The 14,660-nt window shown below is 66.1% G+C and carries 16 protein-coding genes; 6 read left to right on the top strand and 10 right to left on the bottom strand.

Features of this window, described 5'->3' with window-relative positions; all coding sequences use genetic code 11:
* Positions 1–166: 166 nt before the first annotated feature.
* On the top strand, positions 167–1,393 hold the full coding sequence (locus tag ACVWY0_RS19925; protein WP_485838224.1) for a multidrug effflux MFS transporter: 1,227 nt from the start codon (positions 167–169) through the stop codon (positions 1,391–1,393).
* A 36-nt stretch (positions 1,394–1,429) separates the two neighbouring features.
* Here ACVWY0_RS19925 and ACVWY0_RS19920 read toward each other — a convergent pair whose 3' ends face one another.
* From ACVWY0_RS19920 to ACVWY0_RS19900, 5 genes are all read right to left on the bottom strand, one after another.
* The gene (locus tag ACVWY0_RS19920) at positions 1,430–1,723 is read right to left on the bottom strand and encodes a type II toxin-antitoxin system RelE family toxin (RefSeq protein ID WP_485838223.1); all 294 of its coding nucleotides are present in this window, start codon (positions 1,721–1,723) and stop codon (positions 1,430–1,432) included.
* The gene (locus ACVWY0_RS19915) at positions 1,720–1,995 is read right to left on the bottom strand and encodes a type II toxin-antitoxin system Phd/YefM family antitoxin (RefSeq protein WP_056347465.1); all 276 of its coding nucleotides are present in this window, start codon (positions 1,993–1,995) and stop codon (positions 1,720–1,722) included. Before ACVWY0_RS19915 ends, ACVWY0_RS19920 begins: the two co-directional genes overlap by 4 nt.
* A gap of 102 nt (positions 1,996–2,097) precedes the next feature.
* Positions 2,098–2,802: an alpha/beta fold hydrolase gene (locus ACVWY0_RS19910; RefSeq protein ID WP_485838222.1), complete on the bottom strand. Its 705-nt coding sequence runs from the start codon at positions 2,800–2,802 to the stop codon at positions 2,098–2,100.
* A 28-nt stretch (positions 2,803–2,830) separates the two neighbouring features.
* The gene (locus tag ACVWY0_RS19905; protein WP_485838221.1) at positions 2,831–3,577 is read right to left on the bottom strand and encodes an ABC transporter ATP-binding protein; all 747 of its coding nucleotides are present in this window, start codon (positions 3,575–3,577) and stop codon (positions 2,831–2,833) included.
* 34 nt (positions 3,578–3,611) lie between these two features.
* Positions 3,612–4,742: an ABC transporter permease gene (locus ACVWY0_RS19900; RefSeq protein WP_485838220.1), complete on the bottom strand. Its 1,131-nt coding sequence runs from the start codon at positions 4,740–4,742 to the stop codon at positions 3,612–3,614.
* 165 nt (positions 4,743–4,907) lie between these two features.
* Between ACVWY0_RS19900 and ACVWY0_RS19895 the strand changes: the two genes are divergently transcribed.
* The 3 genes from ACVWY0_RS19895 (at position 4,908) to ACVWY0_RS19885 (ending at position 8,188) form a co-directional block, all read left to right on the top strand.
* On the top strand, positions 4,908–6,218 hold the full coding sequence (locus tag ACVWY0_RS19895; RefSeq protein WP_485838219.1) for a sensor histidine kinase: 1,311 nt from the start codon (positions 4,908–4,910) through the stop codon (positions 6,216–6,218).
* A complete protein-coding gene (locus tag ACVWY0_RS19890; protein ID WP_485838218.1) occupies positions 6,218–6,871 on the top strand; it encodes a response regulator in 654 nt (217 codons plus the stop codon). Before ACVWY0_RS19895 ends, ACVWY0_RS19890 begins: the two co-directional genes overlap by 1 nt.
* Before the next feature lie 165 nt (positions 6,872–7,036).
* Positions 7,037–8,188 carry a GGDEF domain-containing protein gene (locus tag ACVWY0_RS19885; protein WP_485838217.1) on the top strand — a complete coding sequence of 384 codons (1,152 nt, stop codon included), beginning with the start codon at positions 7,037–7,039 and terminating at the stop codon, positions 8,186–8,188.
* A 4-nt stretch (positions 8,189–8,192) separates the two neighbouring features.
* Here the strand turns inward: ACVWY0_RS19885 and ACVWY0_RS19880 are convergent, their stop codons facing one another.
* Complete coding sequence (locus tag ACVWY0_RS19880) at positions 8,193–9,719, bottom strand: SulP family inorganic anion transporter (RefSeq protein ID WP_485838216.1); 1,527 nt, start codon at positions 9,717–9,719, stop codon at positions 8,193–8,195.
* Between the two features lie 213 nt (positions 9,720–9,932).
* On the opposite strand from ACVWY0_RS19880, the gene mptB reads away from it, so the two are divergent.
* Both mptB and ACVWY0_RS19870 read left to right on the top strand, forming a co-directional pair.
* Positions 9,933–11,552, top strand: a complete 1,620-nt coding sequence (gene mptB, locus ACVWY0_RS19875; protein ID WP_485838215.1) for a polyprenol phosphomannose-dependent alpha 1,6 mannosyltransferase MptB — start codon at positions 9,933–9,935, stop codon at positions 11,550–11,552.
* Positions 11,553–11,851: 299 nt separating this feature from the next.
* The gene (locus ACVWY0_RS19870; protein ID WP_485838214.1) at positions 11,852–12,439 is read left to right on the top strand and encodes a TetR/AcrR family transcriptional regulator; all 588 of its coding nucleotides are present in this window, start codon (positions 11,852–11,854) and stop codon (positions 12,437–12,439) included.
* A 12-nt stretch (positions 12,440–12,451) separates the two neighbouring features.
* Here the strand turns inward: ACVWY0_RS19870 and ACVWY0_RS19865 are convergent, their stop codons facing one another.
* From ACVWY0_RS19865 to ACVWY0_RS19850, 4 genes are all read right to left on the bottom strand, one after another.
* Positions 12,452–12,829, bottom strand: a complete 378-nt coding sequence (locus ACVWY0_RS19865; protein ID WP_485838213.1) for a DMT family transporter — start codon at positions 12,827–12,829, stop codon at positions 12,452–12,454.
* On the bottom strand, positions 12,829–13,152 hold the full coding sequence (locus ACVWY0_RS19860; protein ID WP_485838212.1) for a DMT family transporter: 324 nt from the start codon (positions 13,150–13,152) through the stop codon (positions 12,829–12,831). Before ACVWY0_RS19860 ends, ACVWY0_RS19865 begins: the two co-directional genes overlap by 1 nt.
* Positions 13,153–13,277: 125 nt before the next feature.
* On the bottom strand, positions 13,278–13,916 hold the full coding sequence (locus ACVWY0_RS19855; protein ID WP_485838211.1) for a DUF5134 domain-containing protein: 639 nt from the start codon (positions 13,914–13,916) through the stop codon (positions 13,278–13,280).
* Positions 13,917–14,069: 153 nt separating this feature from the next.
* Positions 14,070–14,660 (bottom strand): copper amine oxidase (locus tag ACVWY0_RS19850; protein WP_485838210.1); only part of this gene is annotated, 591 nt, incomplete at its 5' end.

The raw sequence follows: 14,660 nt of genomic DNA, 5'->3' as shown, positions 1-14,660 counted from the left end.
TAAGCGCCATAAGAGCGGAAATGACGTCTCTGCTTCGCCTGTCCGGCGCAGCAGAGGGAGGTACTGGCAGACCCCTGATAGGCAGGGCCCTCGCTAGGAACGGCACCACCGCGTTGTATTGAACGTGAACCCCAGTCCTGCCCCCTACCCATAGACCGGAGCCAGCGTGACCGCCGTCGAAACCACGATTCCCGCACGCGAGCAGGCGGTGGGACGGCCCCTGGCGATTGTGCTCGGGCTGCTGACCATCTTCGGTCCTATCTCCATGGACCTCTACCTTCCGGTCCTCCCAGCGCTCACCGCTGAGCTTCAAAGCACGACGTCGGTGGCCCAGTTGACCATCACCGCGTGTCTGCTGGGCCTCGCCATCGGCCAATTAGTGGCCGGGCCGCTCTCGGACCGCCTCGGGCGGCGGACGCCGCTGCTGATCGGCGTCGTTGCCTACACGCTGACGTCTGTCCTCTGCGCGCTGAGCCCAACCATCGAGACGCTCATCGTCGCGAGGTTCGTCCAGGGCCTGGCCGGAGCCGTGGGCATCGTCATTGCGCAGGCCGCCGGGCGGGACGTCTACTCGGGCGCCAAGCTCATTCGCTACTACGGCCGCCTCACGGTTCTCGGCGGACTGGCCGCCATCATCGGCCCGGTCATCGGCGGGCAACTCGCCACCGTCACCGACTGGCGCGGAGTCTTCTTGTTCCTCGCAGCCGTCGGCGTCGCCGTCCTGCTGGCGTCATTGGTGGTCTTCCAGGAGACCCTGCCCGCGAACCGGCGGGTGACTGGAGGCCTCTCCCACACCCTCCAGGATTTCCGCCGGCTCCTTGCCGACCCGGTGTTCGTCGGAGCTGTGCTGATCACGGGCTTTACGTACTCGGCGGTCTTCGCCTATTTGAGCGGGGCAACCTACATCCTCCAAGGCATGTATGGGCTCTCCCCGCAGGGGTACTCGTTCGCGTTCGGCCTGAATTCACTGGGCTTTGTGGTTTTCGGGTTCATCGCCGGCCGGCTCTCTGAACGGTGGTCCGAACGGGGGACGCTCACCGTGGGCCTGATCATGACGGCGGCCGGCGCCCTGGGGCTGCTGGCGACGGCGGCCCTGCACCTGCCGCTGATTGCCATTGTCCTGTCCCTGTTCACCATGGTCAGCGGGGTTGCCGTGACCAGCCCGCCGGCCACGTCGCTTGCCCTCAAGGATTATCCCGATATCGCCGGGACGGCATCCTCATTGTTGGGACTGGCCCGGTACGCCTTCGGCGGCATCGCCGCTCCCTTGGTGGGCATCGGCGGCGCCAACGACGCCGTCCCCTTCGGCATCGTCGCGGCCGCTTCCGCGGCAGCGGCCGTGCTTTGCCTGGGGCTGGTCAAGAGGCGGCGTGGTCAGGATCGAATTCGCTGACCCGGACCACACTCGCACACTGTCTATGGGTCTTTGTCAGCGAGGCTTGTAGACGTCCGCGCGGTGCTCGATGCGGTGGACATATAAGGTGTGCTCTTCAACATCGAGGGTGAACAACACGCGGTAGTCACCGCGGCGTGCGGTGCGCAGGCCCAGGAGTTCACTTGTGAGGGGCTTGCTGAGCCGGCGGGGATTGTCGGCCAGAACTCCAGTAACGAATTCGACAATTGCGGCAGCAGCCTTCTCCGGCAGCCGACGAAACCCCTTCAGCGCGGGGCTGGTGACTTCGATTCTCCAGGGGCCCTGCTCGTTCGATGGTTCCCCAGTCACCTCGGCGGTAGCCCAAACTCGCGGCGCAGGTCATCGCCGCTGACGGTGTTCCCTGCCTCGATGTCGCGCCGGGCCTGTTCCAAATCTGTCCTTATGTCCGGCTGCGATAGCCAGTGGATGGTTTCCTGGAGTGACTCGAGGTCGTCAGCGGACATCAACACCGCTGACGGGTGCCCGTGGCGGGTGATCTGGATGATCTCATGCGTCTTGTCCGCCTCCTCCACGAGTGCGGAAAGCTTGTCCTTGGCTTCACTAAGGGGCACGGTTTTCATACTGTGATTATAGCCTGAAGTCAGGCTATTTAATGGCCTGACTTTTAGCAGATAATTGGACTCGCGGGGGATCAGCTGATGTCACTGCTTAGATCCGCCGCGTCACCCCCTCCGCTCCACCGCCGCCAGGATCGCCTGGCCCAACTCCACAGGTTTGGTGAACTGGGGCCAATGGCCGGTGGGGAGGTCCACGTACTCGACGTCGCGGATGCGGGCCAGCTCGGCGGTGAAGGGATGGCCGGCGTCGATCCATTCGGTGAGGAGCGACGACGGGAACTGGCACGCGATCACAGTCGCCGGAACGTCGTACCTGCGGACGTCATGCAGGCGCTGCCGGCCATGCGCAACGCCTCTGGGCTCGGGGATGGCGCGCGCCCGGAACGACGCGCGCAACTCATCGGTGAGGTCCACCAGATCGGCGTCATCGAAGCCATCCCACGGCGGCAGGGGCACGTCGTCGCCCTCGGTGGGCAGCCCGTCATTGATGACGCCGCCCTCGCCCAGGGGTCCGCTGTCCACGTAAATATTCCGGGCAACGCGGTCCGGCCGTGCGTCCGCCACGCCGTGGATGACCGCGCCACCACCGGAGTGCCCCACCAGAACCACCTTTCCGTCGAGACCGTCCAGAACGTCTACGACGGCGGCAATATGGTCCTTCAGAGTGATGCCGCCACGCCGTGCGTCCACAGATTCAAGGCCGGGAAGAGTCAGGGGATGGGTTGTGTGCCCCGCCGCCGCCAGCGCTGGCGTCACCTTCTCCCATGACGACGCGTCCAACCAGAAACCGGGTACCAAGATGATGTCCATGACGGAACCCTACTCCGCGCCCCCGGCGCTAAGTAAGGCATCCGGGTAAGACCGGGGCGGTCAGGCCCCCGTCGCGCATTACAGCGACGGCGTCGGTCAGCGGGACGAATTCGGTGTCGTGCGTGACCATCACGGTGGCCACCTGGAATTCGTCCGTGACCCGGCGGAGCAGCCCGACGATGGACGCACTGCGCGCGTGGTCCAGCGCCGCCGTCGGCTCGTCCACCAGCAGCACCTTCGGGCTGCCCATCAGGGCCCGGGCAATATTCACCCGCTGCCGCTGCCCGCCCGAGAGCTGGTGCGGGCGCTTGCCCGCGGACTCAGCCAAGCCCACCAGATCCAGGAGCCCCGCGGCGCGCGAACGCGCGGCCTTCAGCGGCTTGCCACGCAGGTGATGCCCAATCATCAACTGCTCGACGGCGGTCAGGGACGCCAGGAGGTTGGGCTGCTGGAAGATGATGCCCACCTTCTCCCGCCGCAGCGCGGTCAGTTCCCTGTCCTTCAGCCCCGCGGTGTTGATCCCGTCGATGATCACGTCCCCGCTCGTGGGGCGGACCAGGGTGGCGGCGACGGCCAGGAGGCTGGATTTGCCCGACCCGGACGGGCCCACCAGCGAGACCATCCGGCTGGCTGCGACCCGGAGGCTGACACTGTCCAGGGCCTTGATGGTTCCGCCGCCGTCCGGGTATTCGAGGGTGACGTTGCTGAGGATCAGCGGGTGGGTGAGAGCGGAGCCGGCGGTAGGGGCGAGGGGCGCAGTAGCAGTAACTGACATGGGAAGTACCTTTCGGGAGTTTCAGGGAGAGGAATTAGTTGCCGCCGAGGGCGATCAGCGGATCGACGGTGGTCACCCGGCGCACTGCCAGCGCGGCGCCCGCCAGGCCCAGGGCCACAATTCCCAGCACGGGCAGCAGCGTGGTGGCGGGCGTGACCAGGAACGGCGCGGCCTGTGCCGCGGCGAATCCGCCCAGAATTCCGACCGCCCCGCCCAGGCCCGCGCCGGCCAGGAGCACGATCGCGGCCTGGGTCATGGCATCGCGCAGCACGTAGCCGCCGGATGCGCCCATGGCCTTGAGGACGGCGATATCGCGGGTGCGCTGCACCGTCCAGACCGTCAGGAACGCCACGATCACCAGCGCCGAAATCCCGTAGAGGAACGCCTGCATCAGCAGCAGCGACCCGTTTTCGCTCTTGAAGGAACCCAGCGCCTGGAACGAACCCGTGCGGCTGGTGCTGACCGTGCGCGCCACCGCATTGCCCGCTTCCTCGTCCACCACGGCCCCGTCCTGGTAGGTGACCGCGACGACGGTCGCCACCGGCACGCTCCCCGGCGCCCTGCCGGCCGCCGGCGCCAGGTGCGCCACCTCGGCCCAGGTGGGCAGCGCAGTCCACACAACGCCGGTGTGCGAATACCACTGGTCATCCACGACGGCGGTGACGGTCACCTCAGTGCCGCCCACCGTGGCCGTGTCTCCGACGTCGAGCGACAAGGCTTCCGCGACGGTCGCGCCGATCACCACCGACCCCGCCCGGACCGGCGACGGCGCCAGCTGCCCGTCCTCGGCAACGCCGAATACCGCCACATTGGTGGTGCCGCCGTCGCCGCCCTGGAGGCGGGACTGGCTGATGCCCAGGGCCTCGGCGCTTGCCATGCCCGTCACGTGCTTCCAGTTGTCCACCTGCGCGGCCGTCACTTCGCTTTCGGTGAAGGATGCCGTGGGCTGGTTGGTGCCGGGGGCGCCAAAAACGATGCTGTCCACCGGCTTGGCCTCAGCACCGGACCCGGCACTCAGCTTCCCGATGGCGGACGTGGACTGGTCGCCCAGCCCTGCGGTGAGCCCGGAGAGCAGCACCAGCAGCAGCGTCACCAGGGCCACCACGCCGCCCATCAGGGCGAACCTGCCCTTGGCGAATCGGATGTCGCGAATAGCGAGAAACACGTTGTACTTCCTTCAGTGGAGGTGGAATTCCTTCTGAATCCACTCTCCGGCGCCTCGGCCCGGCCCACATCGGGGACTTGGTTGAGGTCGGCGGGACAAGAGGTTGAAGGGGCGCTCAACCTTTTGGTTGATCCGCACATTCCCGCAGGCGCCTAAGCTGGTGAAATGCCTGCCGCGGACCCACAGACCACCCCGTCGGGGGCTGCCATCCTGCGGTTCCTTCGGGTGACGCTTCACGTCGGTTTTGCCGTGCTGCTGCTGGTCGCCATCATGCGGCTCCACTTCGCTGACGGAGCCGTCGGCACGGACGGCGCCGGCACTCCCCTGGGAGCGCAGCGCCTCGCCTGGTCCGCACTCGCCCTTGCGCTCGCCGCGGCCTATCTCGCCGGCACTGTCCTGGAGAAGCGCTTCGCCGCCGGCCGCTCCAGCTTCAACCCGCACCCCTACGCCGCCCCCTGGCTGGGCCTTGTCACGGCACTGTGGGGCGTCCTCCTCGCGGGCAGTGCCGAATTTTCCTGGGTCGCCTTTCCGCTCTTCTTCCTCCACCTGCACATCCTGCCGCGCCGGATTGCGCTGCTCACCATCGCCGCGATGACGGCCGCCGTCGTGGCTTCGCAGTGGGTGGCCAGCGGGCTGCCGTCGCCCACGTTGCCCATGGGCCTGGGGCCGGGGCTGGGTGCCGTTTTCGCCGTGGTCACCGGGCTGGCTTACCGCGCGCTCTACCAGGAGAGTGAAGCCCAGCGGCTGGCGGCGGACGAACTCCGGCGCACCCGCGCAGAACTTGCCAGAACCCAGCATGAGGCCGGCGTCGCAGCTGAGCGTGAGCGCCTTGCCCGCGAAATCCACGACACCTTGGCGCAGGGCCTGTCCAGCATCGTCCTGGTGGCGCGGGCGGCGGAGAAGTCACTGGCCAGGGGCGATCTTGCTACCGCCGCCGAACGGTTCGCGCTGGTGCAGCAGACGGCGTCGGAAAACCTCGCCGAGGCCCGCAGCTTTGTCCGCGGCCTCACCTCACCCCAGCTCCAGGAGTCGTCGCTCCCGGAAAGTCTGCAGCGGCTCTGCGGCGAAACCGAAACCCTGGCCGCCGCGCGGGGTGACGGACTCCGTTGCCGTTTCGAGTCGGTGGGAGACCCGGCGGAGCTGCCGCCGCAGTACAGCGTCACCCTGCTCCGGGCAGCCCAGGCCAGCTTGTCCAACGTCAGGCTCCACGCCAAGGCGAGCACCGCCGTCGTCACCCTTGCGTTCCTCGGGGACGAGGTCACCCTGGACGTGTACGACGACGGCACGGGCTTTGTGCCGGAAACGCCGGGTTCCGGCGTGGCTGGCCGGGCGGACGGCAGCGGGTTTGGGCTGCGCTCGCTGGCTGCCCGGGTGGCTGAGCTGAACGGCTCCCTGGACGTGGAGACGGCACCCGGCGAAGGGACCGTCGTCGCCATCCGGCTGCCGCTCACCGGCCCGGAAGGGGAGCGGGACTGATGGGGGACTTCCGGATTCTGCTGGTGGATGACCACCCCGTGGTCCGCGCGGGCCTGCGCGCGATGCTCACCGAATTCGAGGACTTCAGCGTGGCTGCCGAGGCCGCCGACGGGGACGCGGCGCTGCGCGAACTCGCGCGGCTGCGGACCCTGGGGGAGCGCGTGGACGTGGTGCTGATGGATCTGCAGATGGGCGCCGGGATGGATGGCGTCACCGCCACCGCAGCGATCCGGAAGCTGGACTCCCCGCCGCCGGTCCTGATCCTGACCACCTACGACACCGAGGCGGACATCCTGGCCGCGGTGGAAGCAGGCGCCAGCGGCTACATGCTCAAGGACGCGCCGCCGGAACAGATCCGCCAGGCCGTGCTGTCGGCAGCGGCCGGCCAGACGGCGCTGGCGCCCAAGGTCGCGGCACTACTGATGTCGCGGATCAGCAGCCCGGAAACGGCCCTCACAACCCGCGAGGTCCAACTGCTTGAACTGCTGGCCACAGGCCTGACCAACCGCGCCATCGCCCGGCAGCTTTTCATTTCCGAGGCCACCGTCAAGACCCACCTGGTGCACATCTACGGCAAGCTCGGCGTGGACAACCGGACCTCCGCCATCGCCCTGGCAACGCAACGACGGATCATCCGCACGCCAGGCCAGTAACCTCCCTGAGTTTTGGGCAGATATCGGCCGCTAAATGGCTTTCGGGGCGGATTATGTGGACAAAAAATCCAGGGGTGTGGCAGTTTCGGTTGCAGGGCGAAAATGTCCGATGGCGGTGCGATACTGAGGTCTGCATCACTCGGCAGTCGGGGGGGAACGTCGGACATGGTCCTGGACACTTCTACGCTGAGGATTGCCTTCGGCGTGATGGCTTTGGTCCTGGTGCTGCTGTTCTACTTCTCGGCCTACCGCTACACGCCCTCGCCGTACAGCGGCTGGTGGTGCCTCGCATTGGTGTTCTTCCTTTCCGGATCCGCCGCCTTCCTGCTCAACGGAACCGCCCACCAATGGTGGGCCAATACGCTGGGCAATGTCCTGCTGGTCCTCGGCAGCGCAGCCGTCTGGGCCGGTGCCCGGTCGCTCCGGGAGGTGCCGCCGCTGCGGTGGGTGTTCACCGGGGTACCGCTGGTCACCCTGGTTGCCTCCGCCGTCGACAATCCCGGCACCAACACCTGGTCCGGCGGTGCAGTCTTCCTCGCCGCAATGTGCCTGACGGTGGGGCTCGCCTCCCGGGAACTCTGGCGGCTGGAGCCCGGATATTCGCGCGTGCGGGTCCCCATGGCTGCCGCGGCGGCCGGATTGTCCGCGTTCTATTTCGGCCGGCTTGTCCTCTTCCTCCTGGAGGGCCCGAACGGTCCCACGTTCGTCACGTTCTTCGGGTCCGCAGTGACCACGTTGGTGACCATGGTGCTGCTGGTGGTGGTGTCCTTCAGCATGGCCGCATTGAGCACCGAACAGCAGACCCGGGCTCTGCACATGGTGGCCACCCGGGACGATCTGACGGGGCTGCTCAACCGCAAAGCCTTCCTGGACCTGGCCCCGGCGCTGTTGAAGGACAGGACCGTCGCCCGGGGAACGGGTGCCCTGATCCTCGCTGACCTGGACCATTTCAAGGCAGTCAACGACACCCACGGACACGCTGCCGGCGACCTTGCGCTCCAGGCCTTCGCCGACGCGTGCCGGGATACGGTGAGATCCACGGACCTCGTGGGCAGGTACGGCGGGGAAGAGTTCATCCTCCTCATCCCGGGCGCCTCCGCCAGGCGGGCGGAGGAAATCGCCGAGGAGGTCAGCAGGCGGCTCGCCCAAGTGCCCACCGTCGACGGGCTGGAGATGCCCACCGTCAGTTACGGTGTGGCATTGTACGACGCCGCGACGTCCGATGTGGAAGACCTCATCGCCGCCGCTGACCGGGCCCTCTATGCGGCCAAGTCGCTGGGACGGAACCGCGCCGTCCACAGCGACCCGCGAGGCTAGCCCGTCAGTTGAGCTTTCCCGCCAGCCGTTCCCGCATAGCCACGCTGGCGGCATTCAGCCCGATCAGCTCCACTTTTCGCCCGTGCCGGCGGTACTTCTCGGTCACGGCGTCCAGCACCGCGATGGTAGAGGCGTCCCAGAGGTGCGAAGCGTGCAGGTCCACAATCACCCGGCTGATATCCGGCTCGGCGTCCAGGGCGTACTCGAACTGCGTGTACAGGTCGTTGGACGAGGCAAAGAACAGCTCGCCGTCCACAGTGTAGGTGGCTACGTTCTCGCCGTTAAGTTCGACGACGGTCCGCTCCACCGTGACGAAGTGCGCCACGCGCCGGGCGAACAGCGCCGTGGCTGCCAGCACGCCCGCCCCGACGCCGATGGCCAGGTTGTGGGTGGCCGATACGACCGCCACGGTGATCACCATGACGGCGGTCTCGGACTTGGGCATGCGGCGCAGAGTCTGCGGAGCGATGGAGTGCCATTCGAAGGTGATGGCGGAAACGAAGATCATCACGGCAACCAGCGCGGCCATCGGAATCAGGCCCACAACGTCCCCGAGCACCACCACCAGAACCAGCAGGAAGACGCCGGCCAGGAATGTGGACACCCGGCTCCGGGCCCCGGATCCCTTGACGTTGATCATGGTCTGGCCGATCACGGCGCAGCCGCCCATGCCGCCGAAGAAGCCGGTGACGATGTTCGCCACGCCCTGGCCCCAGGACTCGCGGGTCTTGTTGGAGCGGGTGTCCGTGATGTCGTCCACCAGCTTGGCGGTCATCAGCGATTCGAGCAGCCCCACCAGCGCCATGGACAGCGAGAACGGCGCGAGGACCTGTAACGTCTCCCAGGTCAGCGGGACGTTGGGGAGGAACAGCGCCGGCAGGCTTTCGGGCAGCTGGCCCTTGTCTTGGACGGTGGGCACGTCCACGCCGGCCAGCACGGCAAACAGGGTGAGCACCACGATGGCCACCAAAGGTGAGGGCACCGCCGTCGTAATTCTCGGCAGTCCCACCACGATGACCAGGCCCACTGCCACCAGCGGATAAACCATCCACGGCACGCCGATCAGTTCGGGAATCTGGGCCAATAACACCAGGATGGCCAGGGCGTTCACGAAGCCCACCATCACCGAGCGCGGGATGAACCGCATCAGCCGGGTGACGCCGAGGACCGCCAGCAGGATCTGGAAAACGCCGGCCAGGATCACGGCCGCGATCAGGTGGTCCAGGCCGTGGCTGCGCATCAGCGGGGCGATGACCAGGGCGACGGCGCCGGTAGCGGCGGAAATCATGGCGGGCCGGCCGCCCACAAAGGAGATGGTGACAGCCATGGTGAACGAGGCGAACAGGCCGATCCGCGGATCCACGCCCGCGATCACCGAGAAGGCGATCGCCTCCGGGATCAGCGCCAGCGCCACCACCAGGCCTGCCAGCGCCTCGGTCTTGAGCCGCCGCGGCGAGCGAAGCGTGGCACGGACTGATTGGAGCTGCTGAGGCGTGCCGGCCCGGGCCTCGGGGACGCTTCGTTCGGCCATGGCTGGGTCCAATCGTGCTGGTGAAGCGCGCGCTGGCGGCTTCTGTCTTCGGGTGGGGATGGGGCGGCGCCCGCCTCATTGCGAAATAGGGGGCACGTCCGCCCCTACCAGTCTGGGGTACGCGCTAAGCCAACTGCTAAAATGACTGGGTTGTAGACCGGCCTATAGCTAGTCCAGCCAGCGCCGTAACGTAAGTAGGGGACCACACAAGACATGACGGCAGGCGGTTCACACATCAGCACGTCGGAGAGCGTCCCCGGTCCGTCGAAAAAGACGGCGGCCGGCGCGGAGCTCTCGAAGTCTGCCGCGCCCGCCGTAGCTCCCCCCACGAAGCGCCGGGTGTACATCGCCACCTGGCAGGGTTTCCTCGGCGCCCTGATGATGTTTGTGGGCTCGATCGGAACGGGCTGGATCGCCAACGGCTCACCCATGATCCGCCAGCCGGTGGTCATCGCGCTGCGGACCGAGGGCTGGGGCGTAACTTTGTCCACCGTGCTCCTGACGGTGGGGGCGATGCTCCTGATGCGGTCCTGGCTCCGGCTGGGCCAGCGGCTGGGCGACTGGGGCGAGCACTCGCTGCGGTCGGTGGTCATCGCCATCTCCGCCTGGTCCCTGCCGCTCCTGCTGGCCGTCCCCATCTTCTCCCGCGATGTCTACGCCTACACCGGCCAGGGCCGCCTGGTCATGGAAGGCCAGAACCCCTACAACGTGGGCATCTCCACCCTCAACAACTGGTTTGCCCTCGGCGCGGACCCGGCCTGGGCCGAGAACAGGACCCCCTACGGGCCCTACTTCCTGTGGCTCGCCCGCGGCGTGGTGGAGCTGACAGGGGCACAGCCCGACGTGTCCGTGCTGCTGTTCCGCCTGATCGCCGGCGTCGGGGTCCTGCTCTGCGTCATCTACGTGCCCAAGCTCGCCGAACTGCACGGCATCAACGGCGCGCGGGCACTCTGGATCGCGGTGGCCAACCCGCTGTTCCTCATCAGTTTCGTGGCCAGCGCCCACAACGACGCGCTCATGGTGGGCCTCGCCGTCGCCGGCGTCTACTTCGCGGCGACGAAGCGATACATGGCCGGAATCCTGCTGGTCACCGCCTCCATCGGGATCAAGCCCATCACGGTTCTGCTGCTCCCGTTCATCGGGGTCATGTGGGCCGGGCCCGCGGCCTCGTGGACGCGGAAGTTCCTTATTTGGGGTGCGACGGCGGGAATCAGTTTCGCGGTGCTGGCCGTCAGCGGGATCCCGTACAACCTCGGGTTGGGGTGGGTGTGGGCCATCATGGACCCGACGCCGGGTTACACCGGCTATTCGCCGTCAGGGTTCCTGGGGCAGCAGGTCGAGTTCCTCGGCAACGTGCTGGGACTGCCGGGCGGCACCATCGCGGACCTGCTGCGGACCGGCATGAAGTGGGCGGCCATCGGGCTGGTGCTGCTGCTGATGTTCCGTGGCGATTACTCGCGGGCGGTGCGCCGGCTGGCCCTGGCGTTCGCCGCCGTCGTGATGCTCTCGCCCATCATCCAGCCCTGGTACATTCTCTGGTTTGTGCCGTTCCTTGCCGCCACCGGCATCCGGAACGACTGGCAGATCCGGTGCCTCTACGTGGGCGTGACGTTCTTTGTGGTGTTCGGCGCGCAGGACCAGCTCTCGGTCTGGTCCTTTGTGGAGCTGGCCATTGACGCGTCGTCGCTGGCGTTCGTGACGGCGCTGCTGTTCACGTTCTACCTGCTGGTCCTGGACATCCATACGCGGAAGCTGCTGATCGAGGGCAAACCCTCGGACTGGGCCCGGCGGGGTTGGGGCTGGGTGCAGGAGCAGAGGGCGGCGAGGCGCTGACCTGCGGGGTTAGGATGACGTGCTCCGTCGAGACCTGAACAAGGGAACCGTCGGCCTCCTGATCTGCGGCATCAAAAACGACTGGCCGTCCCCGCCTGAGGCCGAGCTTCCGCCCGCCCTGCTGGTTGCAACCCTTGCTCTATGTCGGCACGCAAGAAGGAAGAAGCTTGTCTGATACACCACGAATGTTCAAGTCAACCGTTCTTGACGAAGGGCCTGGGCCTTTTTTCGAACGCGCAGGCAATAGTCTTGAGGAAGTGTCCCTGACGGGCCGAAATCGGGAGACTGGAGAGTGAGCTATGCGGGTATCCGCTGAAGATCGAAAAGAACAGCTGATTTCAGCGACAGTTGAACTTATGCGTCGTGAGGGCGTTCAGTCCGTAACCATCCGGGCCATTGCCAAGGAGGCTAACGCTCCACTGGCTACAGCACACTATTGCTTTAGCAACAAAGAAGAGCTGATGGAGGCGGCCGCCGAGGCTTGGTTTAAGAACTTGAGCCGCTTCTCAAGCGACGTCCCGGTCCATTTAGGCCTTCGCAAGGCTGTGGAACAAGTAGCCGAAGGCTACTGGCGCGCCCTTGAGGAAGAGCCCGAAAGCATACTTTCTGAGATTGAACTCATTTTGTGGGCAACACGCAATGCCGCCGTAAGCCCGCTGGCCGGGAGAATTTATCCCGCTTATGAAGTGGAGCTCGGAAATATGTTCGCTTCCGCCGCGCAAAACACCGGCGAACAGTGCCTCATGGAATTCGCTACGCTGGTCAGGACCTTTTTGATGATTTACGACGGAGCGGCCATTCAATACATGACCGACCCGAAGGCCGCCGATCATCGCGCCCAGTTCTTCATGATGATTGACGCACTTCTCCTCAAAGCCGGCGTCTGAACCAGCGCGGCCTCAGGCGGGCACCTTGGTGTCGGAACGGTCGGCAGGGGACGTGGCGACCGCAGGCAGGGATTTCAGCCCGGCCGCGCAGCCCACAATCCCGGCGATGAAGAGTACCTTCAACAGGCTGAAGGGTTCGACGCCGGTGGCCATCGCCCAGCCCACCGTCAGCGCAGCGCCGATTCCCACCCAGACGGCGTAGGCGGTGCCGAGCGGGATGCTGCGGATGGCCAGGCCGAGGCCGGTCATGCTCAGGGTGGCCGTGACGGCGAAGACCAAGGTGGGCAGCAGGTGGGTGAAACCATCGGAATTGCCCAGGGCGGTGGCCCAGACGGCTTCCAGTACGGCGGAGGCGAGGAGCAGCAGCCAGGCGACGGAATGCTTGGTCATTACGCCACCACCTTGAGGCCAACCACGCACGCGGCGATGCCGGTGAGCAGCAGGAGGCGGCCCGTCGTCGGACGTTCAGCCTTGGTGATGATCGCGTAGGCGGAGGTCAGCACCACGCCTACGCCCACCCAGACGGCGTAGGCGGTCCCGGTGGGGATGGACTGCATGGCGATGGCGAGGCCGGCCATGCTGGCGAGGACGGAGACCAGGAAAAGGAGAGCGGGTGCGAGCCGGCGCCAGCCGGAGGCCTGGAACGTCCGGTGCAGGGCGGCAGCCCAGACGGCCTCCATCGCCCCGGAAAGAATGAGAATTAACCACGACATAACAGATCCTTTGGCCTCGCTTGTAGGACCCGACGGCGGGTGGCCGGGCCGGAAGTCAGTCTCAAGATCAACCTCCCCGTGGGTTGGTGCCGGGGCCTCCCGCAGTGTTCACTGGGGATCAACACCTACGCCATGGTGGCGAACATGAGGGCCATGATGGCGGCGCCGAGGGCTTCGAGGCTGTGTTGTTCCCGGGGGGAGTGGGCGGTCTTTTTGGGCTCCGTGGTTGCCGGTTTCCGGGTGCGCAGAAGAAGGGCGATGAAGATCAGCGCCGCGGTTGCGAAGATGATTGTCAGCGGGGTGGCGAGGCTGGGTAGGTGATCGAGGGTTGCGGTGGCAGTGGCGCGGGGTAGCTGGGGCATTGAGTGGTGGGCATTGGGCAGTGGCATGGTTTCTGCGGCGCCGGGGGTGATGTGGCTCGTCATCATGGTGATCATGAGGGCGGCGCCGGCCATGCTGACGCTGTGGTAAACGCATTTCAGGCGGCTCAGGCTGCCTGTGCAGAGTATTTTGAATTCGGGCCGGGCGACGGCCTGGATAATGAACCAGAGCGCTGCGCCGGTGAGGACAGCGATCTGGGCGAGCATGGTGGAGGGCGCGAGGTTCCAGAGCATGGCGGCCATCAGGAGGTTCATGAGGGCGTGGAGGCTGTTGTTGATACGTTCGGTGAGTTGGTCGGGCTTGGTGACCTGCAGGAGGTGGTAGCTTCCGCTGAGCAGCAGGACGGCTGTGAGGGTCCAGGTAATTGCGGGGATATTGAACACGCGGATCACACTCTCGCTACAGGGTTTGGGTTAGGTGCAGGCGGTCCCCGGTGCTTTGGTTACAGCACCGGGGACCGCCTGTTTGAGGGTTGTTCGTTTTTCCAGCTTTAGCTCATATGCCTGGTTCTTGGCTTCCCTGAAGCTGGGCCGGGCTTATTTGTCGGTGGTGCAGCATGTTGCGGTGTTGGTTGTTTGGGTTCGGTTTTCGTTGGTGGGGAGGTTGAGGGTGGGGTTTTGGTCGAAGAATCCGTGGGGTTCGAGCATGAAGCCGATGTTTTGGCGGGGCATGATGGGCCAGTCTTCGAGGCGGACGACGTGGTGCATGCCGAAGGTGTACCAGACTACGAGGTCTTGGTCCACGATGTTCCGGTCTGCTTGGGTCCAGATGTGCAGGCCGTCGTCGGCGCCGGTGGCTTGGTTGGGGAATTCGCCGGCGGCGAAGCGTTCGGTGCGGTTGTAGGCGGTGACCCAGAGGTTGTTCCGGGCGAACTGGGCTCGTTTGCTGACGTAGGATTCGTCGCCGGCGGCGAGTTGGATGCCGTCGGTGGGGATGAGGCGGTAGGCGACGGGTTCGTCCACGATGTTGCGGCTGTTGCGGTTGGCGATCTTCCAGAAGCGGTGTTTGGAGGAGTCGGTTTTGCGGATGGCGGCCTGTTCGGTTTCGAGGAGCCGGTCGACTGCTTTGAATGCGGTGTGGGTGGGGTTGTGTTCGGGGATTTCCATGTCTACTTCGTAGACGGCGTT

Source organism: Arthrobacter sp. UYNi723 (assembly GCF_054057635.1).
This window is presented reverse-complemented; position numbering and strand designations above follow the sequence as displayed.